The following is a 25,551-nucleotide window of genomic DNA, read 5'->3' on the forward strand; positions in this document are numbered from 1 at the left end:
GACCGCCGTTCCCCGCCGAACGGCGCGCGTCCGGCGGGAACTTCGGGACGGGACCAGCTCGATGACCTGTGTTTCAGCGGAAGTTCACGTCACTGCACAGGAAGTACGTCTGGTCCATGTGCGAGGCCTGCCAGATCGTGTAGACGACGTGTCGGCCGCTGCGCCCGGAGGTGCTTACCGGAATCGAGTAGTTCTGGCTGGGGGCGTACGCGCCGGTGCGGGCCACCAGTTGCAGGTCGTTCCAGGTCAGCGGCTGGGTGGCGGGGTTGAATCCCTGCCGGGTGACGTAGACCAGGAAGTAGTCCGCGCCGTGGCCGGCCTGGTCGTGGAGCTTGACGGTGAAGTTGCTGCCCACGTCCGTGGTCTTCCAGGGACCCGCCGCGTCCATGGAGTTGTAGCGCCCGTTCTCGGTGCGCCCGCCGCTGCACAGCTGGCCGTCGGGGACGACGGCCCGGAAGTCGCCGCCGGAGCCGTCACGGTAGAGGCCGTTCCAGTTCCACATGGCGTTGGGGTCGTGCTGCCATGCCTGCCAGCACATGGGGTCCTGCTGGGCCATGGCCGGGTTCTGGAAGTCGCTTCCCCAGCGTTGCCAGCAACCGTAGTTGCGGGACGCCGGGTCGACCACCGAGCCGTGGGCGACGGCGGTGCCGCTCCAGGGGATCAGACAGAGCAGCGCCGCGGCGACGACGCTCAGGGCGAGCGTCAGCCGGGACCGGACGACCGATAAGGCATGAACATGCCAAGTCATGATGACCTTCTCTCCGATGTGGGGGGTGGGTGATCGGGTCACAGGAGATGTGGGAGCGCTCCCAGAACACAGGCTGCGCCTCCTGGGACGGAAGCGGCAACGCCCGTTCGCGCCACTGTCGCCCGTGCCGTGGCGTGTTCGATGCCTTCGACGACGACGCCCGCCCGCCGGAACCGACCGGGGCCGCCCCAGGGAGCCGACCGGGGCCGGCCGGGATCGCGGGACCGGCCCCTCAGAGCCGGTCGGCGTCCAGCGTCGTGCGCCCGAGGCAGACGACGGAATCGTCCAGCGGCGCGTCGATCTCGTGGAAGCCCATGCGGTCGTAGAAGATCCTGGCGGGCCGGTTGGCGGCCACCATGACGAGGTGGACGGACGGCACACCCCGGTCCCGCAGGGCCGTGAGGAAGGTCCGCATCAGCCGCCTGCCGTACCCGCGCCCCTGCCACTCGGGCAGCAGGTCGATGTGCAGGTGCGCCGGATAGGCGGCCAGCTCCGGGACGACCATCCGCTCGGGGTGGTGCAGCAGCCGGGCCATCGCCTCGTCCGGGGTGCCCGGCGTTCCGGACGGCTCGGGGTGGCGGTCGGCGACCAGGGGCAGCCATGCGGTCCGGAAGACCTCGGCGAACCGGGGGGTGTCGGCGGTGCCGAGGACGTAACCGACCGCCCGGCCCCGCCCGTCGTCCAGGACGAAGGCCAGCTCCGGTTCGAGGTGGACGTAGGGAGCCGCGAAGACGGCGGGGAGGATGCCGGGGTCACGGTAGTAGGGGCGACTGTCCCCGCCGTTGTGCGCGGTGCGGACGCAGATGTCGTCGAGAGCCGGCCGGTCGCCGGGGCGGTACGGGCGAATCGCGGGAGACACGGTCATGCCCCGGATCCTGCCCGACATGGGAGCGCTCCCACAACCCTTGCGGGGCGGCCCCCGGCCCGCGCCCGTGGCTTAACGCGCCGCTCCCTGGTTACCCGACGGCCATGAAGCTGCATATCCCGGGGCGGAACGGCCGGACCTCCGGCGCGTCCGCGAAGAACGAACCCGGTCCGGAGCCCCGGGCCGAGCGTGCGGCACAGGAGCCCGGACCGGGCGACGAGGTGGAGCGGGCGGCACCGGACACGCCGACCAAACTGCCGAAGGGGGCGTGGGGCGCGGCGCTGAAGGGCAGTCTGCGCGAGTTCAAGGACGACGAGCTGACCGACCGGGCCGCCGCGCTCACGTACTACGGCGTGCTGTCGCTCTTCCCGGCGCTGCTGGTCCTGGTGTCGCTGCTGGGCGTCGTCGGCAAGTCGGCCACGGACAACGTGCTGGAGAGCCTCCAGCAGCTCGCCCCCGGGGCGGTCCGCGACATCATCACCCGGGCGGTCGAACAGCTGGAGGGCAGCGCGGGCGTCGGCTCGATCGTGGCGGTCGTCGGTCTGGTCCTGGCCGTGTGGTCGGCCTCCGGTTATGTGGCGGCGTTCATCCGCTCGGCGAACGCGGTCTACGACATGCCCGAGGGGCGCCCGATCTGGAAGGTGCTGCCGGTGCGGGTCGGCATGACCGTGGTGCTGATGGTGCTGGCCGTGATCAGTTCGCTCATCGTGGTCTTCACCGGTGGGCTCGCCCGCCGGGCGGGCGACGCGCTCGGCCTGGGCGACACCGCGGTGACCGTGTGGTCCATCGCCAAGTGGCCGGTGCTGGTAGTCCTGGTGACGATCATGATCGCGCTGCTGTACTGGGCGGCCCCGAACACCAAGATCCGGGGGTTCCGCTGGATCACCCCGGGCAGCCTCCTGGCCCTGGTGATCTGGCTGATCGCCTCCGCCGGGTTCGCGTTCTACGTGGCCAACTTCGCCTCGTACAACAAGACGTACGGCACGATGGCCGGTGTCATCGTGTTCCTGGTCTGGCTGTGGATCACCAACCTGGCGATCCTGCTGGGACTGGAGTTCGACGCGGAGATCGCCCGGCAGCGGGCCATCGCCGGCGGGCATCCGCCCGAGGCCGAGCCGTACACCCGGCCGCGGGACACCCAGGCGTGGGACGAGCAGGACCGGCGCCGGATGGACGAGGCCTGAGGGCCCTCGCGCGTACTCATTCCATCAGGCCGGCGGCGAGCGTGGCGCCCAGTTCCCAGCACCGCTCGACGTCGGCCTTGTCCGGTGCGCCGGTGACCTCCACGGGGTCCGCGACGCGGCGCCAGCCGAGGCCCGTGGTGATGGCCTCGATGCCCCGCACCGCCCCGGTGACGTCGTTCCCGCCGTGCACGCAGAAGCCGAAGGGCCGGCCGCGGGTGGTGTCCAGGCACGGGTAGTAGATCTGGTCGAAGAAGTGCTTGAGCGCGCCCGACATGTAGCCGAGGTTGGCCGGGGTGCCGAGGAGGCAGCCGTCGGCCTCCAGGACGTCGGTGGCGGTGGCGGACAGGGCCGCCCGCCGCACCACCCGGACGCCCTCGATCTCCGGGGCCGTGGCACCGGAGAGGACCGCTTCGAACATCTCCTGGCAGTGGGGCGAGGGCGTGTGGTGGACGATCAGCAGAGTCGGCACCCCCCGACCCTGCCGTGCCGGTCCCCGTGCCCGCAAGCCGGGGGCCGCGTTCCGTTGTGACCGCGGGCCCGGGATGGCACGATGCCCCGCATCGGTACACGTGAGACGGGGGTGCGTCTTGGTCGACGAGGGTCGCAGGCCACCGGCAGCGGTGGTGTTCGATGCGCTGGGCAGCGAGTACGAGAAGGCGTTCGCCTCCTCGGCGGCCCACCGGGCGTCGCTGGAGTGGCTGCTGAAACGGCTGGAGCCCGGCAGCGAGGTGCTGGACGTGGGCTGCGGGACGGGGCGTCCCACGGCCGCCGTGCTCGCCGCGGCCGGTCACCGGGTGCTGGGGGTCGACGTGTCCCCGGTGATGGTGGGGATCGCCTCCCGGCAGGTGCCCGAGGCCGAGTTCCGGTGCGCCGACGTCCGCGGGATGCCGCTCGGGGACGAGACGTTCGACGCGGTCTGCGTGTACTTCGCGCTGCTCCAGATGTCCCGGGCGGAGCAGTCCGCGCTCGTTCGCCGGCTGGCCCGGGCGCTGCGGCCGGGCGGACTGCTCGTGCTGGCCACCGTGCCGCTGGACGTCGAGGACTTCGACGGTGCGTTCATGGGGCAGCCCGTGCGGGTCACCAGCTTCGCCGCCCAGGACGTCACCGCCATGGTGCGCGGGGCGGGGCTGGCGGTGCTGTCGGAGGAGAGCGTGATGTTCACCCCGTCCCACCCCGACGCCCGGCCGGAGCCCCAGCTCTTCCTGTACTGCCGCCGCGGGGGGACGGAGTCCGCCGGCTGACGCGGAGCGGGAGGGGCCGGCCGGTGTGCCGCGGTCACCATGATTGTTCCGCCGCGGAGGCGGTACCCGTGTCCCGTCCCCATCGGAAAGCGAGGTACCCGATCCATGTCGCAGGTAGAGGAATCGATCAAGGTCGACGTCCCCGTCCGCACCGCCTACAACCAGTGGACCCAGTTCGAGAGTTTCCCGGAGTTCATGGGCGGCGTCGAGCGCATCGAGCAGCGCACCGACACGCTCACCCACTGGGTGACGAAAATCGGGGGCGTGCGGCGGGAGTTCGACGCCCGGATCACCGAGCAGGTCCCGGACGAGCGCGTCGCCTGGACCACCGTGGACGGTGAGGCGAAGCAGGCAGGCGTCGTCACGTTCCACCGTCTCGGGGACACCTCCACCAAGGTGATGCTCCAGATGGACTTCGACCCCGAGGGGCTGGCCGAGAGCGTGGGCGACAAGCTCGGCTTCGTCAAGCGGCAGGCCGTCGGGGACCTGAAGCGGTTCAAGGAGTTCATCGAGCGACGGGGTCTGGAGTCGGGCTCCTGGCGGGGCGAGGTCTGACCCGCCCGGCTCCCGTGACGCACGCGCGGTCGTGGCCCCGGCCCTCCGGTCGGGGCCACGACCGCGCGTGCGTCACGACGGGGGCTTGCCCTCGCCCTGCGCGGCCCGGAGGTCGGCGAGCAGTTCCGCCTGGCCCGCGAGGACGCCGGACAGGATGGTGCGCGCCACCCGCAGCAGTTCCGCCACGTGCGGGCTGGTCAGCGAGTAGTACACGGTGGATCCCTCTTTGCGGGCGACCACCAGGTTCGCCCGCCGCAACACCGCCAGTTGCTGCGAGAGGTGCGCCGGCTCGATGCCGACCTCGGGCAGCATCTCCCCCACCGCGTGCTCGCGCTCGCTGAGCAGTTCCAGCACGCGGATGCGAGCGGGGTGCCCCAGGGTCTTGAAGAACTCCGCCTTCAACTGGTACAGCGGCGTGGTCATCGTGCCGTTCCCTTTCCGGCGCGGCCGTACGGCCCGGACTGCCGCCCCCCGGTCCCTCGCCTCACCTGTTCGTCGACGCCCGCCTCGACGGTTTCCGACATTAGCAACTTCGTACATCCGCGCCGTCCGGGGCCGTACCCGTCGGCGTCACAGCGGCAGTGTGATCCAGATGCTCTTCCCCCGGCCGTCGGCGTCGCCCCGGACCACCGCGGTGCCGCCCAGGCCGTGGGTCAGCTCGACGACGGTGGCCAGACCGCCCGCGCCGGCGGGTGCGTACAGCCGGGGCCGGTGGGGGTGGCGGTCGTGCACGGCGAACACCAGGCACTCGGGGCTCGCCGCGTAGACCACGGTCGTCTGCGGCGAGGCCTCGACGGCGTGCCGGACGCTGTTGGTCACCAGCTCGCTCAGGATGAGCAGGGCCGGGCCCACCGCGGGGTGGTGGGCGGCGATGCCCCACTCCGCCAGGGCCTGTTCGGCGGTCTCGCGGGCGAGGCGGACGGCGGCGGGCTCGGTGGGGAGGGTGAGCACGTGGCGGTACGGCAGCGTGTCCAGTCGGGGTGTCACGGGCGTCTCCCGGGCAGGGAGCGGCGCGGCGCGGTCCGTGGGACCGGCGGGCGGGGGCGGGCACAGGTGCGGGTGCGGGTCACGGTGCCTCCCGGGCGGGCGCCGGGGCCGTCGTCAGGACGCCGGTGCGTTCCAGGTGGTCACGGGCCGCGCCGATCGCCTCGGGGGTCGTGGCGTACTCCCGGCCCTCGTGCCGCAGCAGTTCCAGGGCACCGACGGAGTCCAGGACCCGGCGGTGGCCGGGGCGTATGCCGGAGACCATGACGACGACGCCCCGGCGTCGCAGTTTCGCCACCACGTCCTTGAGGACCAGGGCTCCGGTGGCGTCGACGACGCTCACGTGGGACATGCGCAGGATGACCACGCGCACGTCGGCGAGTTCGGTCAGTTCCAGCAGGAAGCGGTGGGCGGCGGCGAAGAACAGCGGGCCGTCGATGCGGTAGGCGACGATGTGCTCGGCCAGCAGCTCGTGCTCCTCCTCGGTGTGGTCGCCCCGGTCGAGCGGCACCGGGGCGAGCCGGGCCTGCCGGGCCACCGCCCGCAGGGCGAGGAGGCCCGCGACGGCCAGACCGATGATCACGGCCTGGACGAGGTCGAGCACGAGGGTGGCGACGGCGGTCAGGACGAGGATCAGCGCGTCGGAGCGGGTGGCGCGGGCCATCGCGCGCAGCGAGCCGGCCTCGACCATGCGGATCGCGGTGGCCAGCAGCACGCCCGCCAGCGCGGCGAGCGGAATCCTGGACACCAGCGGGGCGGCCGCGAAGACGATCACCGCGAGGACGGCGGCGTGCGCGAGCGAGGCCAGCTTGGAGGTGGCGCCGGAGCGGACGTTGACCGCGGTGCGGGCGATCGCCCCGGTCGCGGGAACGCCGCCGAACAGCGGGGCGGCGATGTTGGCCAGGCCCTGCCCGAACAGTTCGCGGTCCGGGTCGTGCCGCTGTCCGACGGTCATGCCGTCGGCGACGGAGGCGGACAGCAGCGACTCCAGCGCGGCCAGCGCCGCCACGGCCACGGCGGGCGCGAGCAGGCCGCCCAGGGCCCCGGCGTCGAGGAAGGCGAGCGAGGGGGCGGGCAGCCCAGCGGGCAGGTCGCCGATCGGCCGCACCCCGTCCGGGCCGGCGACCTGCACCACGACGGTGGCCGCGATCACCGCCAGGATCGAGAACGGGACGGTCGGCTTCCAGCGCGCCCCGAGCAGCATCACGGCGGCCACCGCGAGCGCCAGCGCCGGGGAGGCCCAGCCGGGGTCGCGGGCGAAGTCCTCCAGCGCCCGCCAGGCGACCACCAGGACCCGCTCCCCCTCGGGCACGGGCACGCCGAGGGCGTTGGGAACCTGCTGCAGTCCGATCACGCACGCGATGCCGAGCGTGAAGCCCTCCACCACCGGCGCCGGCACGTAGCGCATGCTCCCCCCGGCCCGCAGCAGCGCCAGCGCGACCAGGATCACGCCCGCCATCAACCCGACGGTGAGCACCCCCGAGGGCCCGTGGTCGGCGACGATGGGCACCAGCACCACCGTCATCGCCCCGGTCGGACCGGAGACCTGGAGGTGGGAGCCGCCGAACACCGCCGCCAGCGCCCCGGCGACCACGGCGGTGGCCAGCCCCGCCTCGGCGCCGAGTCCGGAGGAGACACCGAACCCGAGCGCGAGCGGCAGCGCGACGACGGCGACGGTCAGGCCGGCGAGCAGGTCCCGGCGCGGATCGCGCCGCGCCTGGGCCAGATCGGCACGGGTGGGCAGCAGCGACGTGATCCGGGACCGGATCCCGGCCGGTGACAGCGGTACGGACACAACCCCTCGACTTCCCGACGGCTCAGGGCGCCCGTCGCACGGGAGGCGCGGAGACGGGCGCACCCGTATGGCCTACGACGGGATGACGAGGCAAGCATGTAGTCACTTGCGAAATTTTGCAATTCCGCAGATAAAAAGATGCGGGGAGCCCGGCCCGGCGGACCGTCGGCGGGCGGCCGCGGTCGCGCCGTCGGCCCGTCAGCTCGCCGGTCGGTCAGCTCGCCGGTCGGTCAGCCCGTCATGCGCTTCCGCCAGGCCGGCTCGACCAGCCGCCACTCGGCCTCCCACTCCTCCAGGCGCCGCCGCTGCAGCCGGCTCCGGACGAACTGGGCGCCGAGCAGTCCCGCTCCCGCGGTGGCGGCACCGATCGTGACACCGGCCATGACGCTCTGGAACCGCGCCTCCGCGCCCTCGGGCGGCCGGGAGACGAGCCGGCCCTCGGGGTCCGTCCACACCGTGACCGCGGTGCCCGCCCGGTCACTCGGCTCGACCTCCGCCCGGCCCGTGCGGTGGGTGCCGTCCGGGGCGGTCCACCGCACCGGGGCCCACACGCCGCCGTCCCCGTTCTCGGAGTTCTCGGACACCGACGCGGGTGTCGTGTGGGCGGCGTCCTCGATCAGGACGGCCGCGACGGTACGGGTCCGGTCCCGGCGCTCGGCGAGCGCCCCGTCCACGGCTCCGGCCGCCGTCAGACCGGCGAACACCGCGGCCGACAGGGCGAGGACGAGAACGGCGAGCAGGACCCACGCCTCGATCAGATCGCTGCGGCGCCGCAGCGGGTTCCTCCGCCAGCGCCACAGCCGCACCCTGCGGACCTCCGCCCCGTGCGTCCTCGCCATGGGGCGTCACCTCCTCGTGCTCGCACCGGACGCCTCGGCGGGCCGGGAGCCGGCCGGTCCGCCGGGGCACGGTGCCCACCCCTCCAGGGTGGACCCTCTCCGCCCTCACCGGCAGGGGCCGAAGGGCCCCGTTCCGCGCGCGGCGCGGCCCCGGCCGGTGAGGGCCGGCCACAGCACCGTCAGGCCGTCGGGGGCGTCGGGTGCACGGGGACGACCTCGTGCTGCGGCACACCGAGGACGACCTTGAGCGCGCCGGTCTCGGCGGCGTTGCCGAAGACGTCGTAGGCCTCCTGCATGTGGTCGAGCGGGAACGTGTGGGTGACCAGGGGGCCGGTGGGCAGTCGGCCGGCGGCCGCCATCCGCAGCAGGGTGGGCGTCGAGTACGTGTCGACCAGCCCCGTGGTGATGGTGACGTTCTTGATCCACAGGTCCTCGAGGTGCAGCGTGGCGGGGCCGCCGTGCACCCCGACGTTGGCCAGGCGGCCGCCGGGCCGCACCATGCGGGTGCACATCTCGAAGGTCTCCGGGAGGCCCACCGCCTCGACGACCACGTCCGCGCCGAGTCCGCCGGTGAGGTCCGCGACCAGTTGCTCGGGGGCCTCGCTCGCGTAGGCCACGGCGTCGGCGCCGAACGTCTTGGCCGCCTCCAGCCGGGGTGCGGCCAGGTCCACGGCGATGACCCGCTCGGGGGCGAACAACCGGGCGGCGGCGATCGCGGCGAGCCCGACCGGCCCGGCGCCGACCACGACGACGGTGTCCCCGGGACGCACCCGCCCGTTGAGCACCCCCACCTCGTAGGCGGTGGGGAAGATGTCGGCCAGCAGCACGGCGTCCTCACTGGTGAGCGTGCCGGGCAGCGGATGCACCGAGAGGTCGGCGTACGGGACGCGGACGTACTCGGCCTGGGTCCCGTCGATCAGGTGACCGAGGATCCAGCCCCCGCCGTCCAGGCACTGGCCGTACATGCCCTCGCGGCAGTGACGGCACCGCCCGCAGGCGGAGATGCAGGAGACCAGTACCCGGTCCCCGGGACGTACGGTGCGGACGTCGCTCCCGGTCTCGACGATCTCGCCGACCGCCTCGTGCCCCAGGACGGTCCCCGGGCGGACCTCGGGGACGTCGCCCTTGAGGATGTGCAGGTCCGTTCCGCAGATGGTGACGGCGTCGACCCGCACGATCGCGTCGGTGGGCTCCTTGGCGGCCGGGTCGGGGACCTCCTCCCAGGCGGACTGCCCGGGGCCGTGGAAGACGTAACCCTTCATGCCGGTCCTCACCCCTTCTGCTCTGCGGCGGGCTCCGGCGCCGGGCGCGCCCGCGCCCGCCTGTGTCCGCGGAGCCCCGGGGGGTGCCGGGGCTGCCGCCCTGCCTCTTCCAGTCTGAGCGCAAAGGCCGCAATCCGCCGGTGACACGGGGCCCGGCGTCCGGGGCCCGTGCCCCGTCACCGCCCGGAACAGCCGGGTGAGCACGCCGTCGGGGCGGGCGGTGAGCTCCTGCCAGGTCCCCTCACGCGCGATGCGCCCGGGCCCGAGGACGGCGACGCGGTCGGCACGGCGGACGGCCGCCGGAGGGGCGGCGGCGAGGCGGCGGCGAGGCGGAGGGTCTCGGCGAGGGCGCCGAGGAGGAGCGGGGTGCCCCCAACGGCGCGTGCGGCGGGGGCCGGGTGGTGCCGCGCACCCGGTTCGCCGGCCCGCGGGGGCACCTCCGCGGGCCGGCGGCGGCCCGGCCGCGGCGCGTCGTCACGCCACCGGTCGCGCGATGCCGCTGTGCAGCAGGTGGCGGGCCTGCCGCACGGTGTCGCCGAGGTACAGGGCGAGGCGGGACGCCGCCCCGTACAGGTGCCGTACCGGCTGCAGGCGTTCCAGGCGCGGCGCGAGGGCCGACAGGGCGATCGCCAGGGCCACGCCGGACCAGGCGAGGGGCCCGAGCGGGGTGCAGCCGAAGAAGTGGCTGACGCCGGGGGTCTGCACGAGGGCGGCGAGCACCGCGGCGGAGCCCAGGGCCGTCACCCACACCAGGGGGCTGTGGCGGCGGCCGGAGAGGGTCTGCGCGAGCTGCGCGCCGACCACGCCGCACAGGGCCATGGTGGTGGAGCGGCGTTCGGTGCCGGGGGTGAGCCGGCCGATCAGGTACGCGGTGACCGCGCCGAGGCAGGTGGTCACGCCCCGGCGCCGGATGGCGCGCAGCAGGGGCGCGCCGAGGACGTCGAGGCCCATCGGGCCGCTCGCGGCGTGCGCCGCCGTCGAGGGGTCGTCGCTCGGGGTCACCGCCACCGCCATGGCCGGGAACATGTCGGTGAGCAGGTTGACCAGCAGGAGCTGACGGGTCGACAGCGGCGAGGAGCCCGCCAGCAGGGTGCCCAGCACGCTGAAGCCGACCTCGCCCGCGTTGCCGCCGATAAGGATGCTCACCGCGTCGGCGACGCTGCGCCACAGGGCGCGGCCCTCGGCGACGGCGTCCACCAGGACGGACAGGTCGCCGGTGGTGAGCACGATGTCGGCGGCGTTGCGGGCGGCGGCCGAGCCGCGGGCCTCGATGCCGACGCCGACGTCGGCGGCGCGGATGGCGGCGGCGTCGTTGGCGCCGTCACCGGCCATCGCCACCACCCGGCCCGCCTGCTGCAGGGCCTCCACGACGTGGAGCTTCTGCTCGGGCGCGACCCGGGCGACGACGGCGGCCCCGTGCAGGGCGCGGACCCGGTCGCGCCGGCCCATGGCGACCAGCTCGTCCCCGGTGACCACCTCGGTCTCCTCCGGCCAGCCCAGTTGCAGGGCGATGGCGCGGGCGGTCTCCGGGTGGTCGCCGGTGAGCATGACGGGCAGGATGCCGGAGCGGCGCAGCGCCGCGAGCAGCGCCTGCGAGGTGTCGCGCGGGACGTCGGCCAGGGCGATCAGGCCGGCGAACTCCAGGTCCGCGAGGTCGGCGTCGAGTTCGGCGGCGACGTCGGCCGTCCGGCACGGGCGCCGGGCGACGGCGAGGACGCGCAGCCCCTGCCCGGCGAGGGCGTGGGCCGTCGCGGTCGTGTCGTCGGGGAGGTCCCGGCAGGCGGGGAACACCGTTTCGGGGGCGCCCTTGACGACGAGGAGCCCGTCGGCGTCCGCACCGCCGTCCCGTCCGACCGCCGCCGCGTAGCCCCGGCTGGCCTCGAAGGGCCGTTCGCCGTCGGCGGTCCAGGCGTCGTCGGGCGGGGCGACGTCGAGGACCGCCTCGTCGGTGGCGTGCGCGACCCGGCGCCCCTCGCCCGTCTCCTCCTGCGGGCAGGCGCGCGCGGCCAGCCGCACGACCGGTACGGCCCGCTCGGCGTCCGGGGCGAGCACAGTGCCGTCCGCGGTGGCCACCCGGACCAGGCGGAGCCGGTTCTCGGTGAGGGTGCCGGTCTTGTCGAAGCAGACGGTGTCGACCCGGCCGAGCGCCTCCAGGGTGCGCGGGGTGCGGACCAGGACACCGCGCCGGGACAGCCGGCGTGCGGCCGCCATCTGGGCGACGGTCGCGACGAGCGGCAGCCCCTCGGGGACCGCGGCGACGGCCACGGCGACACCGCCGCTGACCGCCCGCCGGATCGGGCTGCCGCGCAGCAGGGACAGCCCGGCCACCAGCGCGCCGCCGGTGAGGGTCACCGGCAGGGCCTTGCGGGTCAGTTCCTGCAGTCGTGCCTGGACGCCGGCGGGCGGCGGGGTGCGGGCGGCCAGGGCGACGGCCCGGCCCGCCTCGGTGCGGTCGCCGGTGTCCACCACCAGCGCGACCGCCCGGCCGGCCACGACGGTGGTGCCCTCGAAGACCATGCAGGTCCGCTGGGCCACCGGCGCGCCGGGGGTGGACTCGAGGGCCTTGGTCACGGGCAGCGACTCACCGGTGAGCGCCGACTCGTCGACCTCCAGACCGTCCACCTCCAGCAGCCGCCCGTCCGCCGGTACGACGTCGCCGGCGCCGAGACCGATCCGGTCCCCCGGCTTCAGCCGGGCCGCGTCGACGGTGACCGTGTCCCGGGAGGTCTCCTGCCGGCGTGCCTTGGGCCGCTGCCGGGCGGCCAGCCGGGCCAGGGCGCGTTCCGCGCGCAGCCGCTGCAGACCGCCCGCCACCGCGTTGAGGTCCATGGCGCCGACGACGAGCAGCGCGTCGACGAGCGAGCCGAGCAGGGCCGAGGCGACCGCGCCGGTGGCCAGGACGGGCGTGAGGGGGTCGTCGAGTTCCCGGCGGACGGCGCCGGCCGCCTCCCAGGTCCAGCGGGCGGGGGCCGCCGCGGGCGTCCGGGCGAGCCGTGCCGCCCGCTGCCACGAGCGGTCGGCGAGCAGGGCGAGCCCGCGGGGTTCGGCGTCGGTGCGGAAGGTGCTGAGCAGCGCGTGGGCCTCGTGCGGTTCCAGGGCGTGCCAGGGCACGTGCAGCCGGGGTTCGGGCGGCGTGGCGGTGGCCACGCGCACGGCCGCGGTCACGCCGGCGAGCAGGGCGCCGGACGCCGCGGTGTTCACGGGGGCGTGCCGGGTGAGCCGCCGCCAGAGACGGCCGCCGGGGGTGCCGCCGCGGGCCACCATGAGCCCCGACAGGGCGGCGCCCGCCCGGGCCAGGGTCTGCGAGCGGCGGCCCACCCGGCGGGCCGCCGGGATGACGGTCAGCAGGCGCCACACGTCACCGAGCCCGTTCAGGGCGAGCACGTCGGCGCCCCAGGCGACGGCCGAGCGCGCGTCGGTGAGGGCGACGGCCACGTCGCCGGCGGCCAGCCCGTTCGCCGCGTCGCCGTCCTCGTCCGCGGCCACGCGGGCGACGCTCACCACGACGCGCCCGTCGTTCTGCAGGGCCCGGACGACGTCGGCGAACGGCAGGTCGGCCGGGGCGACCTCGTCGGCCAGGCGGGTGATGTCCTTCAGATCGGAACCGCCCGTGATCACCACGTGCAGTCCCGCCCTGCGGGCCGCGTCGAGCACGGCCTCGGCGTCGGGGTCGACCGGGTCCTCGAACACGGCGGACGCGCCGTCGGGGGCCGCGCCGTGCCGCGGGCGGCTGCGCAGGGCGTCGGCGTGCAGGACGAGGGAGTCGGCGATCTCCAGTTGTCGCAGCCGCTCCCTGTCGCGCACGAGGACGCCGGACCGGACGAGGTGGATGCCGAGGACCGCGTTGAAGGCGGCCGGGCCGTACCGCGCGGCCTTGGGCGAGCCGGCGAGGACGGCTTCGGCGGCCTCCCTCATGTCGTGGGTGACGAGGAGGGCGGCGGCGGCGCCGGCGACGCTGCCGGTGCCCGCGTGGGCCGCGTAGGCCTGGGCGGGCGTCACCCGCAACGGCGGGCGGGTGTCGGTGGGGGCAGGGATGCTGGTGCGCTGCTCGTGGCAGATGTCGTCGTGCAGGGCCTCGAAGGCGGCGGCCCTGGCCACCGTCTCGGCCAACTGGCCGGTGCGCAGCAGTCCGTCGAGCACCAGGGACGCCGGGGACTGTCCGGCGCCGTGCGCGGTGGCGTTGGCGGCGGCGAGGATCAGTTCCATGCCGCTGCGGCCGAACCGCCGGCGCAGCAGGGCGCGGAACCGGGGGTTCTCGCGCAGCAGGGTGACGGCGGCGGTGACCGTCTTGGGGCTGGCCGGCAGGCGCAGTGCCCGGCCGGCCAGGGCACCGGCCGCGCCGGCCGCGTCCAGCAGCAGCGAGGCGGCGGCGACCCGCACCTCGCGGGGGTCGCCGGGGTGGGCGGCCCCGCTCTCCTCCTCCGGGTCGGCGTCCTCGGTCAGTCCGAGGCGGGCGGCGAGCGCGACCGCCTGCTCGCTCACGCGGTCGCTCGCCGCGTCCGTCACCGCGGTCACCACCAGACGGGACAGCCCCTCGTCCCAGTACGCCGTCAGGACGTCCGGGTGGTCGAGCAGTTCGGCGGCGACCTTGCGGGCGAGCGGCCCGGCGGCTCCGCCGGGGTGCCGCAGGGCCAGGTGGACGCGGTGTCCGGCCCGCCAGTGCCGGTCGCCGCCCAGGGCGTTGCGGGCGACGTGCCGGACGCGGCGTGACGTGTCGTGGAGGGACGTCACGCCCTGCGCGGCGGAGCGGGCGGCGCCCGCGGCGACTCCCGCCACGGCCCCGGCGAGGGGGGCGACGTCGAAGTGGGTGGGCATCGAAGGCCGTCCCGTCGTCCCGGCTCAGCCGGTGTGCCGGTCGCCGTGCGGCTGCTGCCCGTGGTGCGTGGTGGCCTCGGCGACCTGCTTGAGCGCCGACGCCGTGGCGGTGTCGCCCACCCGGGCGGGTTGTTCGTGTGCGGGGGGCTCCGCCGGTTCGTTCCGGTGGTGGGTGGGGGTCAGCCGGTCACCGGGACCCCGGTCGGCGAGCGACTCGGAGCCGGGCTCCTCTGCGGGCCGGGCGGGAGGACCCTGGCGCCCCTCGGCGGTGACCGGTGTGCCGCCGGAGGGTTCCGTGCCCTCCGCGCCTCCCGTGTCCTCCGTGACCTTCGTGACCTCCGCGCTTTGCGCGCCCGGTCCGGGCCGCGGCTGGGTGAGCCAGGCGACGGCCGCGCCGGTCAGCGCCACCGGCCACTCCACGACACCGGCCACGCCGAGCACGCCGGCTCCCGTGTAGACGGCCATCCGGCGCCCGCGCGGGGACACGGCGCCGATCGTGTCCAGGGCGCTGCCGGCCACCCTGCCCACCTGCTCCGCGCCCGGCAGATGCCGCAGCCCCGAGGCGACGGCCCGCAACGGCTGCGGAAGATCCGGCGAACGAGACGTGTTCTGGTCCATGACGACCTCCACAGCACACTCTTCGGGGACTCTCTTCACATTCCCCCACTTTTGTCCCATATTCGGCCGTGACCCGTCCCGGTGCTTTTCTTGTGCGTCCCGAGGAGGTCCCGAGGGTCCCGAGGGGCTCCGAGCGGCTCCTGAGGGGAGCGGCGGCGGGCGCTCCGCACGCGGGTGCACCCCGTCCGTGTCGGAGCGGGCGCTCCGGGTACTCCATGCGGCACACAGGGACACCGGGTGGCGGCCGCACGGGCCCGCCCGGTCAGGGGAAGGAGTGATCATGACGGAGAACGGTGAGGACGCCACGCTCGTCCGGCGCCCAGGGGCCCCGGACCTCCGTCTGGCCACGGGCGCACCCGGGCAGGCGCCCCCCACCGTCGCGGCAGCACAGGGCGGGCGGCCCGGGGAGGAGGGCCCCGACGACCTGCCCCGCGACCGCAACCAGGCGATCCTGGAGGCGGCCAAGCAGGTCGGCGCGGTGCTGAAGCGCGGCGGCCACCGCTTCGCGCTGGCCGGCAGCGTCGCCGTCTACGCCCACGGCGGCAGCGGGAACCTCCAGCACGACGTCGACTTCTGCGTCCGCCCCGAGGACGCCGAACCCGTGGCCGCCACACTGCGCGAGGCCGGCCTGACGGTCTACGCCCCGCCCGAGGACTGGCTGATCAAGGCCACGTGCTTCGGGCAGGAGGTGGACATCATCTTCGAGCTGGCCCACCGGCCGGTCTCCGCACAGATGCTCGACCGGGCGGAGGAACTCCCGGTGGAGTCGGTGCGCATGCCGGTCCTGGCGCCCACCGATCTGCTGTGGAGCCTGCTGGCCGCCTTCTCTGAGCACCACTGCGACTTCGGCGCGGTGCTGCCCATCGCCCGCACCCTGCGCGAGAAGGTCGACTGGAAGCGGGTGCGGCGCGACTGCGGGGACGAGCCCATGCCCGCCGCCTTCTTCTTCCTCCTGGAACGCCTGAACGTCATCTGACACGTCCGCGGAAGGAACGCTCATGAACCCCCACGACGCCGGATCCGCAGGCGGCCCGCCACCGGCGCAGAGCCCGGAGTACCGCGTCGCCCACCTCCAGGACCGTCTCGCCTCCGGCGAACTCGGTGAGCTCGGCGTGCGGATCGAGATCCGCGGCGAGGCCGTGCTGGTCACCGGGACCGTCCCCTCGGCCCGGTGCCGCGAGGACGTCCTGGACACCGTGCGCGAGGAACTCACCGGGCTCGAGGTCCACTGCGACATCGTGGTCAGCGAGGCCTCGTCGCCCGATCACGCGGAGGAGCTGTCATGATCCGGATCGCCGCCGTCGGGGACATCCACATGGCACCCGAGACCCGGGGCCTGCTGCGCCCCGCGTTCGACACCCTGCCCGAGTGCGCCGACGTCCTGCTGCTGGCCGGGGACCTCACCCGGCACGGCACCCCCGAGGAGGCCCGCGTGGTGGCCGACGAGATCCGGGGCCTCGGCGTCCCGGTGGTCGCCGTGCTCGGCAACCACGACCACCACGACGACCGGCCGGACGAGGTCGCGGCCCTCCTGCGGGACGCCGGCGCCCAGGTCCTGGAGGGAGAGGGGACGGTCGTGGACGGCGGGGGCGCGCGGATCGGGGTGGCCGGCACCAAGGGGTTCGGCGGCGGGTTCGTCGGACGCAGCGCCGGGGAGTTCGGCGAGCCGGTGATGAAGGAGTTCGTCCGGCACTCGCGCCGGTGCGCCGACGGTCTGCGGACCTCCCTGGAACGGCTGGAGGAGGAGGGCTGCGACGTACGGATCGCCCTCACCCACTACTCCCCCGTGCCGGAGACCCTGGCCGGGGAACCGCTGGAGATCTATCCGTTCCTCGGCAGCTATCTGCTGGCCGAGGCGATCGACACGGCCGGCGCCGACCTCGCCGTGCACGGGCACGCGCACGCCGGCACGGAGCACGGCATGACCACCGGGGGCGTCAGGGTGCGCAACGTCGCCCAGCCGGTCATCGGCCGCGCCTTCCACGTCTACCACCTGCCGGTCCCGGAGCGCCTGCGCTCCGGCGCCGGAGCGCAGGCGACGACCGGCTGAGCCCGACCGCCCCACCCCGTCCCCCGTCCCCAGCGCCGCCGGTCCGCACCGGCGGCGCTTCCCGCCGTCCCGGCCCGGTCCGCGTACCGCCTCTCGTGTGAACATCCCGCGAGGCACGCCGACTTCATGCGCTTCGTCTGCTTAACATACAGATTCCGCGTCCCGTGGCCGATGTCGCCACCTCACCGCCCGGGACGCGGGCCACGCTCACCGGCCCGCGCCGTCGGCCGCCCTGGACCACCGCCCGGGCACGCCTTCACCCGTACGACGCCGAACTGCGCCTCACCGCACGGCGTCTGGCGCGCCGTCGGTTCCTGACCGTCCCCACGGCCGCCACCCTCCCTCACCCGGAGTACAGCCACAGCGTGCCCGTGGACGGGCCGCCCGGCCGTACCGCAGACCGCGCCGGGGCGCGCTCGCCCGGTTCGGCGTCCTCGACCCCCGCCGGTACCGCTCCGACCGGGCCTACGACGACGGACCGCACACCCCCGGGCCCGGGTCGGCCGGCACTCCCGGGCGCGCACCCTCACCGGGGACGCCCGGGAGCGCCGGCCGACCGACGGACGGGCCGCCGCCACGGCCCCGTGGAACGTGATGCCCCAGCAGGTGCGCTTCCCGCGGCGCGAGTTCGTCCCGGACACCGCGGTGAGGCCCCCACGGACGCCCGGGACGGCTACCGCGCCGGCCGGCTTCCGGATCGTCCCGGCCCTGACCGCCCCCGGCGCTCCCCTCTCCACGGCCGCCTCCTGCGTCACCGGGACCGGCTCGCCCGGGCCGCGGCCCGCCCGATGCCCCGGGACGTCTCCCGCCATGCCCCGATTACTGCACATGACGCCCCTTCACCCACCAAAGCGCGAAAGTTCACTGTTCGTCACATCACCCCCGACTCCGTGGGCAAGGCCTAGGGGATGCCGACGCCTCCCGCAGGCGCGCGGCGGCTTCACCCGAACGAAGGAGACGTAGCGAATGGCCCACAGACATGCCGGGGCGGCGCGCCGATCGGCCGTGACCGCGATCGGCGCCCTCGTCCTCGCCGGCCTCCCCTCCGCGGCCACGGCCGATCCCGCGCCGGGGGCGGGGGCCGCGCCGAGTGCCGCGCAGACCCTCGGTGCCGACCGGCCGTCGCCGCATCTGCTCGAAGCCCTCCGGCGCGACCTGGACCTGACGCCGGACCAGGCGTCCGAACGGCTGGTCAACGAGGCGGAGGCGGGCACCCGCGCGGGCCGGCTGCGCATTTCCCTGGGCGACCGGTTCGCCGGGGCCTGGGTGCGCGGCGACACCTCCCAGGAACTCACGGTCGCGACCACCGACACCGGGGACGTCCCGGCCATCGAGGCGCAGGGCGCGAAGGCCGCCGTCGTGCAGCGGACGCTGGCCGACCTCGAGGCAGCCAAGAGGAAGCTGGACGCGGCGGCCGACCGCGTCCAGACCCTCGACACGCCGGTGTGGTACGTCGACGTACCGAACAACCGGCTCGTGGTGCAGGCGACGAGCCGGGAGGCGGGGGCCTCCTTCGTCGAGGCCGCGGGGCTCGAGGACGAGAACGTCGGGATCCGCATGACGGCGGCCCGGCCGCGCCTGCTGCAGGACATCACCGGCGGTGACGCCTTCTACGTCAACGACTCCACGCGCTGCTCCGTCGGCTTCTCCGTCACCCGGGACGACCGGCCGGGCTTCGCCACCGCCGGCCACTGCGGCCGCCCCGGCGACACGACGACCGGGTACGACCGGACGGCGCAGGGCACCTTCCGGGCCTCCACGTTCCCCGGCAAGGACATGGCGTGGGTGGCCACCGGCGACCAGTGGACGGCCACCCCCGACGTCAAGGCGCAGGACGGTCAGGAGGTGCAGGTCACCGGCTCGGCGCAGGCGCTCGTCGGGGCGGCGGTGTGCCGTTCCGGCTCGACCACCGGATGGCGCTGCGGGACCATCGAGCAGCACGGCACGAGCGTCAGCTACCCGGAGGGCAGGGTCGACGGACTGACCCGGACGACGGTGTGCGCCGAGCCGGGCGACTCCGGCGGGCCGTACCTCGCGGGCTCCCAGGCCCAGGGCGTCACCTCCGGCGGCTCCGGTGACTGCACCGACGGCGGCACGACGTTCTACCAGCCGGTCAACCCGGTCCTCGCGGACTTCGGGCTCACGCTGACCACGACCGCCGCGCGGACGACGGCACCGGCCCCGCAGGACGGCACCGCGCGGGAGGAGTGGACCTCGGGCCGCGTCTACGAGACCGGGGCCACGGTGACCCGCGACGGCGTGCGCTACCGGTGCCTGCAGACCCACCAGGCCCAGGGCGCGTGGGCGCCCGCCGGCACACCGGCCCTGTGGCAGCGCCTGTGACCCCCTGACCGGGGCGGTCCCGCGGCGGCGGCCTCGTGCCGCGGCCGGCGCCGGCCCGTCGCCGGGCGGGACCGGATCCGGCGGGCGCTCCTCGGCGCGGCGGACGTACTGTTCCGCCCCCGGGCCGCGGCGGGGGTCCGGGGGCGCGGCACCGCGAGGAGCGTGCGGGCCGGGTCCCGCCTACCGGACCGCCTCGGCGCCACGGCCGACGCGGGCCTCGCTCCGGCCGGCCGGCGGACGCACGCCGGTCAGGAGGACTCCGCTGTGCGGGCGGGTCGGGACGCGGTTCAGCGGGATCGTGAGGTTCTGCTCCGGCACCGTGTACTCCAGCCGGGCCAGCCGCACCGCGAGCGCCTCCAGCACGCCGAGGGTGACGCCCTCACCGGGGCAGCGGTGTCCGGTGGCCGGGTCGCCCCCGCCCTGCGGGATCAACTCGTCGCGCTGGGCGGGCCGTTCGAGGAAGCGCTGCGGGCGGAAGGCGTACGGGTCGCCCCACAGCGACTCGTCGTGGTTCTGCCCGTACACGTCGAGCACCACCAGTCCTCCGGCGGGTATCCACTCCCCCCGCCACATCAGGTCCCGTGCGGCCAGACCGCCGAGGAACGGCGCGAACGGGTAGAAGCGGCGCACCTCGTGCGCGAACGCGGTGGTGAACGCCGGGTCACCGGCCGCCAGGGGCGCGCGGTGCTGCGGCCACCGGTGCAGGGCGTGCGCCGTGAAGGCGACGAACCAGGCGACGGCGGCCGTCGGGCGGACGACGTTGAGCAGTTCCACCGCGGCCTTCTTCTCGTCGAACGGCTCACCGTCCGCGTCGCGGTGCCGGCACACCAGGTCGAGCATCGAGTCCGCGGGGGCGGCGCCCTCGCCGGACCGCACGTCCCGCACCAGCCGGGCCAGCCGGTCCTCCTGGCGGGCGCGGGCGCGCCGGGCCCGCAGGTGGCGCGGTCCGGCGGTGGCGAAGCCGTCGACCATCGCGATCATGTCGCGGGCCACCGCCCCGGCGTCGGAGTCGTCCAGCGGGATCCCGGCCCAGCGGTGGGCGCCGAGGGTGAGCACCGTGCTCGCCTCGTCGAACAGCACGACGGAGCCGCGCCGGCTCCACTCCGGTACGGCCTCGTCCCAGGCCTCGGTCACCCGCTCGACCGTCCCGGCGACGCGGTCGGGGGTCAGGAGCGGCAGGAACAGGGCCTTGCGGGCGCGGTGGGCGTCGCCGTCGAGGGTGTGCACCGCCTCGTGGCCGAACAGGGTGGCGAGCACGGGCTCGGGTATCGCGCGGTGCCGGCGCACGTTGCGCTCGTCGTAGAAGAACCGCACCGCTTCCGGTCCGCGCAGCGCGAGGGCGGGACGGCCCAGGAGCCGGGTGCGCACCACGGGGCCGGTGCTGTCGCGCATCCGGTTGGGCAGCCAGGCGTAGCCCTCGGCCAGCAGCGGCAGGGTGCGGTCGATCAAGGGGCGGCTGAGTACGTCCATGGCCGCCGGGTGCCCCGCCGGGTCGCCCGGACACTCCGGGAGCGGGCGGTCCGCCCGAACGGGTGTGTCCGAGACCACGTGCCGAACGAGGCGCGGGTCACGTCGGGACGGGCGGACCGGGGACTACCGTTCTAGTTAGGTACCCCTTACCTCACTCATCGGGACGGTCCGGCAGTGCAAGCAGATCTCTCTCCGGTCATCGCGGCGACCGCGCAGTGGCTGACCCGTTCCTTCCCCTCCCCCGGCGGTGCGCTCGCCTCCGCCCTGTGCGAGGCGCAGGCACGGCAGGCCGTGACGGTCGCGGCGTGGCTCAGGTACCCGACGGCGATGGACGCGGCCCTGCTGGAGCTGGCCGGCCCGGGAGGCTCGGCGCGGCTCGACTGGGTCACCGGCGCCGACGCCGACGACGGCGTCGCGGCGGACGCCTGGCGCACCTGGGTCGACGAGGTCGTGGCCAGTTGGGCCGCCTGCCTGCTCACCGACCCGGAACTGGCCTCCCGCGCGGTGGCCGCGCTCGCCCGGGGCGGCGAGCACGCGGACGGTCTGCCGACCGAGTTCCGGCGGCTGCTCGACCCCGACGAGGCCGACCGGGGCGCGGCGGCCCTGCTGCGCCACCCGGACCTGCTCGCGCCCGTGGCCGGGCTCCACCACTGCGGCCTGCTCGACCGGCTCGACCCGGACCACACCCTCATCGCCTGAGCCCCGGGTCGCCCCGCCCGTGCCGGGCGGAATGCTCGCCCTTCGCCCACCGCGCACCGCGGATGCTCCGTCACACCGCCCCACCTGCGGAAACAACGGTCCGGCAGCCGTCGTCACGCTCCGTGATTCACCGGTTTGCAGTACACGACCGTGCCGTGACCCGGCCGTCGGCCCACGCTGCCCCCAGGGGTGCCCGACACCCCAGGGCCCGGCAGCCCGGCCCGGCTCGGTGCCGAAGGCACCCGGCCGGCCCGGTCTCCGACGCCTCCGACGGAGGGCTGAGCGACATGACCACTGCCATATCCCGGAACTGGGAGCACGCCGTCGTCACCGGCGGCGCCGGATTCGTCGGCTCCCACCTGTGCGCCGCCCTGCTGGACGCGGGCGCCGCCGTCACCTGCGTGGACGACTTCAGTACCGGTCGGCCGGAGAACGTCTCCCCGCTGCTCGAACGGCCCGGCTTCACTCTGGTGCGGGCCGACGTGGCCGAGGAGCTGCCGGTCCGGCGGCCGCCCGACCTCGTCCTGCACTTCGCCTCCCCCGCCTCCCCCGCCGACTACCTGCGGCTGCCGCTGCACACCATGGAGACGGGCAGCCTCGGCACCCGCAACGCCCTGCGGCTCGCCCGGTCCGCCGGGGCCCGCTTCGTCCTGGCCTCGACCTCGGAGGTCTACGGCGACCCCCAGCAGAACCCGCAGAACGAGCGCTACTGGGGCAACGTCAACCCGGTCGGCCCGCGCAGCGTCTACGACGAGGCCAAGCGCTTCGGCGAGGCGCTGACCACCGCCCACGCCGAGACCCACGGCACCGACACCTGCATCGTGCGGCTGTTCAACACCTACGGCCCGCGGATGCGCGGCCACGACGGCCGTGCCGTACCGACCTTCGTCCGGCAGGCGCTGGCCGGCGAGCCCCTCACCGTGACCGGGGACGGGCGGCAGACCCGGTCGCTGTGCTACGTCGACGACACGGTGGCCGGCGTCCTCGCGGCCGCCGCCCACGGGATGCGCGGCCCCGTCAACATCGGCAATCCCGGCGAGATCACCATGCTGGACCTGGCCCGCCTCGTCGTCCGGCTCGCCGGTTCCGAGTCGCGGATCCGCTTCGTCGAACGCCCGGTGGACGACCCGGCGGTGCGCTGTCCGGACATCACGCTGGCCCTGGACAAGCTCGGCTGGGAGCCGGAGGTGGACGCCGAGGAAGGACTGCGGCGCACCATCGCCTGGTTCCGTGCCGAGGCGGACCACTGACCGCGGCCGCTGCGAGCCGGCCCACGGGCACCGCGGCCGCACCGGCCGCCCCCTTCCGCGAAAGGCCCCGCCCATGCGCATCCTCGGAATCAACGCCCTCTTCCACGACCCCGCCGCCGCCCTGGTCGTCGACGGGCGGACCGTCGCCGCGGCGGAGGAGGAGCGGTTCTCCCGCCGCAAGCACGGCAAGCGACCGCTGCCGTTCTCCGCCTGGGAGCTGCCCGAGAAGGCCGCCGCCTGGTGCCTGAAGCGGGCCGGGCTGCGCCCGCAGGACCTCGACGCGGTCGCCTACTCCTTCGACCCGTCCCTCGCCCGGCCCGCCGACGCGATGGGCCTGGACGACCCGTGGGACCACCTGCGGCTCACCTACGCACGGGAGGCCCCCGGTTTCCTGCGGACCGCGCTGCCCGGTCTGGACCCCGGCCGCGTCCGCTTCGTGCCGCACCACACGGCGCACGCCGCCTCCGCCGCCTTCGCCGCGCCGGACGCCGAGGACTGCTCCGTCCTGGTGCTGGACGGCCGCGGCGAGCGCGCCTCCCACCTCGCCGCCCGCCGCGTGCGCGACCGGCTCGAGCCCCTGTACGCGCAGGACCTGCCGCACTCGCTCGGCCTGGTCTACGAGGAACTCACCGAGCACCTCGGCTTCCTGCGCTCCTGCGACGAGTTCAAGGTGATGGCCCTCGCCTCCCACGGCACCCCGCGCATGCTGCCCGAACTGCGCCGGTACGTGTATCCGACCGGTGACGGCGGCTTCCACGCCACCGGAGTGCCCTGGCGCGACCTGTGCGCGCCGCGCGGTCCGGACGAGCCGTGGACCCGGGACCACGCCGACGTCGCCGCCAGTGCGCAGGCCGTGCTGGAGGAGACCCTGCTGGACCTGGTGCGCTGGCTGCACGGCCGCACCCACGACCGGGTGCTCACCCTCGCCGGGGGCGTGGCCCTGAACTGCGTCGCCAACTCGCGCATCGCCCGCGAGGGCCCCTTCTCCCGGGTGTGGGTGCAGCCGGCCGCCGGTGACGCGGGCACCGCCCTGGGCGGCGCCCTGCTGCTGTCCGCCGGCGCCGGGGACGAGCCCGAGCCGATGACCGGCGCCGACCTCGGCCGGGACTGGTCCGACGCGGAGCTGGGAGCCTGGCTGAAGACGGCGGCCGTGCCGTTCGAGCGGCCGGCGGACATCGCCGCCACCGTGGCCCGGACGCTGGCGGACAACGGCATCGTCGCCTGGTTCCAGGGACGCAGCGAGTACGGCCCCCGGGCACTGGGCCACCGCTCCCTGCTGGCGCACCCCGGGCACGCGGGCAACCTGGAGCGGCTCAACGACGTCAAGGGCCGCGAGCAGTTCCGGCCGGTCGCGCCGATGGTGCTCGCCGACCGGGCCGCCGGGATCTTCGACGGTCCGCTGCCCAGCCCGTACATGCTGTTCGTGCACGACGTGGCCGACGCCTGGCGGGACCGCGTCCCCGCCGTGGTGCACGTCGACGGCACCGCCCGCATCCAGACGGTCGACCCCGCGCAGGAGCCGCTGGTGGCGCGGATGCTGAGCGAGTTCGAGCGGCTGACCGGGCTGCCCGTGGTCGTCAACACCAGCCTCAACACGGCGGGCCGGCCGATGGTGGACGACCCGCGCGACGCCCTGGAGTGCTTCGGCTCCTCCCCCGTCGACCTGCTGGCCATCGGCCCGTACGCGATCCGGCGCGGCGGCCTCTTCCGCACCGGCGACGGCGAGGGCCCGCGGTGACCGGGTCCGCCGCCCCGAGCGGGGAGTACGCGGTGGTGGTGCCGACGCCGGGGCGTCCCGGTCTCGGTGCGTGCCTGCGCGCGCTGGCCGGGTCCGACGGGCCGGGGCCGGTGCGGGTGGTGGTCGTCGACGACCGGTCCGACCCCTCCGGCGCGTCCCCGGCGGCCGCCGTCCCGCCGTCCCTGCGCTCGCGCACCGTCGTCGTTCCCGGCGGGGGGCGCGGGCCGGCCGCCGCGCGCAACGCCGGATGGCGGGCGGCCGGGGACGTGCCGTGGATCGTCTTCCTCGGCGACGACGTGGTCCCCGGCCCCACCTGGGCCGACGACCTCGCCCTCGACCTCGCCGGGGCGAGTGTCGCGACCGCCGGGATCGCCGCCCGGATCGAGGTGCCGCTGCCGCCGGACCGCCGGCCCACCGACGCGGAGCGCGGCGCCGCCGGTCTCGCCGGCGCCCGCTGGACCACCGCCGACCTGGTGTACCGCCGCCGGGTGCTGGAGGCCGTGGGCGGTTTCGACGAGCGGTTCCGGCGGGCGTTCCGGGCGGACGCCGACCTCGCCCTGCGGGTGCTCGACGCCGGGTGGACGCTGGCCGAGGGCCGCCGCACCACCACGCGTCCGGTGCGGCCGGCCGGACGCTGGGGCTCCGTCCGGCTCCAGGCGGGCATCGCCGACGACGTGCTGCTGACCCGGCTGCACGGACGCGGCTGGTGGCGCCGGGCCGAGGTCCCCCGGGGGCGTCTGCCGGCGCATCTGGCGGTGGCGTCGGCCGGTCTGGCGGCCGTGGGCTGCGCCCTGTCCGGCCGGCCGCGCGCCGCGGCGGCGTGCGCGGCCGGGTGGCTGGCGGGGACCGCCGAGTTCGCCCTCGCCCGGATCCTGCCGGGGCCGCGCACCCGGAACGAGATCGTCACCGTGGTGCTCACCAGTGCGCTCGTCCCGCCCGCCGCCGCCTGGCACTGGCTGCGCGGCCGGCTCGTCCACCGCGCCGCACCGCCCCACGCCGCGCGGCGGACCGGGGACCCGAGGTCCGCGCACCGCCCGGTGGCCGGGGAACGGCTGCGCTCATGACCCGCCCCGCCCCTCGCGAACGGCGCGCGGT

The 25,551-nt window shown here is 75.5% G+C and carries 22 protein-coding genes; 11 read left to right on the top strand and 11 right to left on the bottom strand.

Features of this window, described 5'->3' with window-relative positions; genetic code table 11:
- Positions 1 to 73 precede the first annotated feature (73 nt).
- Positions 74 to 748, bottom strand: a complete 675-nt coding sequence (locus tag CP969_RS05135) for a lytic polysaccharide monooxygenase auxiliary activity family 9 protein (protein WP_016827612.1) — start codon at positions 746 to 748, stop codon at positions 74 to 76.
- A 232-nt stretch (positions 749 to 980) separates the two neighbouring features.
- Positions 981 to 1,613 (bottom strand): GNAT family N-acetyltransferase, encoded by a 633-nt coding sequence (locus CP969_RS05140; protein WP_016827611.1) that lies wholly within the window; start codon positions 1,611 to 1,613, stop codon positions 981 to 983.
- Positions 1,614 to 1,717: 104 nt separating this feature from the next.
- Here CP969_RS05140 and CP969_RS05145 point away from each other — a divergent pair, with 104 nt between their 5' ends.
- Entirely contained in the window at positions 1,718 to 2,797 is a 1,080-nt protein-coding gene (locus CP969_RS05145) for a YihY/virulence factor BrkB family protein (protein ID WP_004992074.1), read from the top strand.
- A gap of 16 nt (positions 2,798 to 2,813) precedes the next feature.
- On the opposite strand, the gene CP969_RS05150 is transcribed toward CP969_RS05145, so the two are convergent.
- The gene (locus tag CP969_RS05150) at positions 2,814 to 3,266 is read right to left on the bottom strand and encodes a flavodoxin family protein (protein WP_026085407.1); all 453 of its coding nucleotides are present in this window, start codon (positions 3,264 to 3,266) and stop codon (positions 2,814 to 2,816) included.
- A gap of 73 nt (positions 3,267 to 3,339) precedes the next feature.
- Here CP969_RS05150 and CP969_RS05155 point away from each other — a divergent pair, with 73 nt between their 5' ends.
- Both CP969_RS05155 and CP969_RS05160 read left to right on the top strand, forming a co-directional pair.
- Positions 3,340 to 4,038, top strand: coding sequence for a class I SAM-dependent methyltransferase (locus tag CP969_RS05155; protein ID WP_004992072.1), 699 nt, complete (start codon positions 3,340 to 3,342; stop codon positions 4,036 to 4,038).
- Between the two features lie 105 nt (positions 4,039 to 4,143).
- Positions 4,144 to 4,593, top strand: coding sequence for an SRPBCC family protein (locus tag CP969_RS05160; protein ID WP_016827608.1), 450 nt, complete (start codon positions 4,144 to 4,146; stop codon positions 4,591 to 4,593).
- Positions 4,594 to 4,665: 72 nt separating this feature from the next.
- Here CP969_RS05160 and CP969_RS05165 read toward each other — a convergent pair whose 3' ends face one another.
- The 7 genes from CP969_RS05165 to CP969_RS05195 form a co-directional block, all read right to left on the bottom strand.
- Entirely contained in the window at positions 4,666 to 5,016 is a 351-nt protein-coding gene (locus CP969_RS05165) for an ArsR/SmtB family transcription factor (RefSeq protein ID WP_004992071.1), read from the bottom strand.
- A 147-nt stretch (positions 5,017 to 5,163) separates the two neighbouring features.
- Positions 5,164 to 5,580, bottom strand: coding sequence for an ATP-binding protein (locus CP969_RS05170; RefSeq protein ID WP_016827606.1), 417 nt, complete (start codon positions 5,578 to 5,580; stop codon positions 5,164 to 5,166).
- A gap of 79 nt (positions 5,581 to 5,659) precedes the next feature.
- A complete protein-coding gene (locus CP969_RS05175; protein ID WP_016827604.1) occupies positions 5,660 to 7,372 on the bottom strand; it encodes a SulP family inorganic anion transporter in 1,713 nt (570 codons plus the stop codon).
- A gap of 230 nt (positions 7,373 to 7,602) precedes the next feature.
- On the bottom strand, positions 7,603 to 8,211 hold the full coding sequence (locus CP969_RS05180; protein WP_004992067.1) for an Rv1733c family protein: 609 nt from the start codon (positions 8,209 to 8,211) through the stop codon (positions 7,603 to 7,605).
- 179 nt (positions 8,212 to 8,390) lie between these two features.
- Positions 8,391 to 9,473, bottom strand: coding sequence for an alcohol dehydrogenase catalytic domain-containing protein (locus tag CP969_RS05185; protein WP_016827602.1), 1,083 nt, complete (start codon positions 9,471 to 9,473; stop codon positions 8,391 to 8,393).
- A 474-nt stretch (positions 9,474 to 9,947) separates the two neighbouring features.
- Positions 9,948 to 14,288, bottom strand: coding sequence for a cation-translocating P-type ATPase (locus CP969_RS05190; protein WP_150474896.1), 4,341 nt, complete (start codon positions 14,286 to 14,288; stop codon positions 9,948 to 9,950).
- 24 nt (positions 14,289 to 14,312) lie between these two features.
- Positions 14,313 to 14,906 carry a hypothetical protein gene (locus CP969_RS05195; RefSeq protein WP_039831752.1) on the bottom strand — a complete coding sequence of 198 codons (594 nt, stop codon included), beginning with the start codon at positions 14,904 to 14,906 and terminating at the stop codon, positions 14,313 to 14,315.
- 280 nt (positions 14,907 to 15,186) lie between these two features.
- Between CP969_RS05195 and CP969_RS05200 the strand changes: the two genes are divergently transcribed.
- The 4 genes from CP969_RS05200 (at position 15,187) to CP969_RS05215 (ending at position 19,299) form a co-directional block, all read left to right on the top strand.
- Positions 15,187 to 15,882 (top strand): nucleotidyltransferase family protein, encoded by a 696-nt coding sequence (locus CP969_RS05200; RefSeq protein ID WP_016827598.1) that lies wholly within the window; start codon positions 15,187 to 15,189, stop codon positions 15,880 to 15,882.
- Positions 15,883 to 15,904: 22 nt separating this feature from the next.
- Positions 15,905 to 16,192: a hypothetical protein gene (locus CP969_RS05205; protein WP_016827596.1), complete on the top strand. Its 288-nt coding sequence runs from the start codon at positions 15,905 to 15,907 to the stop codon at positions 16,190 to 16,192.
- The gene (locus CP969_RS05210) at positions 16,189 to 16,956 is read left to right on the top strand and encodes a metallophosphoesterase family protein (protein ID WP_016827594.1); all 768 of its coding nucleotides are present in this window, start codon (positions 16,189 to 16,191) and stop codon (positions 16,954 to 16,956) included. Before CP969_RS05205 ends, CP969_RS05210 begins: the two co-directional genes overlap by 4 nt.
- A 966-nt stretch (positions 16,957 to 17,922) precedes the next feature.
- Positions 17,923 to 19,299, top strand: coding sequence for an alpha-lytic protease prodomain-containing protein (locus tag CP969_RS05215; protein WP_016827592.1), 1,377 nt, complete (start codon positions 17,923 to 17,925; stop codon positions 19,297 to 19,299).
- A gap of 180 nt (positions 19,300 to 19,479) precedes the next feature.
- Here the strand turns inward: CP969_RS05215 and CP969_RS05220 are convergent, their stop codons facing one another.
- The gene (locus CP969_RS05220) at positions 19,480 to 20,769 is read right to left on the bottom strand and encodes a cytochrome P450 (RefSeq protein ID WP_016827589.1); all 1,290 of its coding nucleotides are present in this window, start codon (positions 20,767 to 20,769) and stop codon (positions 19,480 to 19,482) included.
- A gap of 174 nt (positions 20,770 to 20,943) precedes the next feature.
- Here CP969_RS05220 and CP969_RS05225 point away from each other — a divergent pair, with 174 nt between their 5' ends.
- From CP969_RS05225 to CP969_RS05240, 4 genes are all read left to right on the top strand, one after another.
- On the top strand, positions 20,944 to 21,468 hold the full coding sequence (locus tag CP969_RS05225; RefSeq protein ID WP_004992053.1) for a hypothetical protein: 525 nt from the start codon (positions 20,944 to 20,946) through the stop codon (positions 21,466 to 21,468).
- Between the two features lie 287 nt (positions 21,469 to 21,755).
- On the top strand, positions 21,756 to 22,718 hold the full coding sequence (locus tag CP969_RS05230; RefSeq protein ID WP_004992051.1) for an NAD-dependent epimerase/dehydratase family protein: 963 nt from the start codon (positions 21,756 to 21,758) through the stop codon (positions 22,716 to 22,718).
- A gap of 73 nt (positions 22,719 to 22,791) precedes the next feature.
- Positions 22,792 to 24,456, top strand: a complete 1,665-nt coding sequence (locus CP969_RS05235) for a carbamoyltransferase family protein (RefSeq protein ID WP_016827587.1) — start codon at positions 22,792 to 22,794, stop codon at positions 24,454 to 24,456.
- Positions 24,453 to 25,520: a glycosyltransferase gene (locus CP969_RS05240; protein ID WP_150474897.1), complete on the top strand. Its 1,068-nt coding sequence runs from the start codon at positions 24,453 to 24,455 to the stop codon at positions 25,518 to 25,520. The genes CP969_RS05235 and CP969_RS05240 overlap by 4 nt, the downstream gene beginning before the upstream one ends.
- Positions 25,521 to 25,551: the final 31 nt, after the last annotated feature.

The sequence above is a fragment of the Streptomyces viridosporus T7A genome (assembly GCF_008704515.1).
Taxonomy (GTDB): domain Bacteria; phylum Actinomycetota; class Actinomycetes; order Streptomycetales; family Streptomycetaceae; genus Streptomyces; species Streptomyces viridosporus.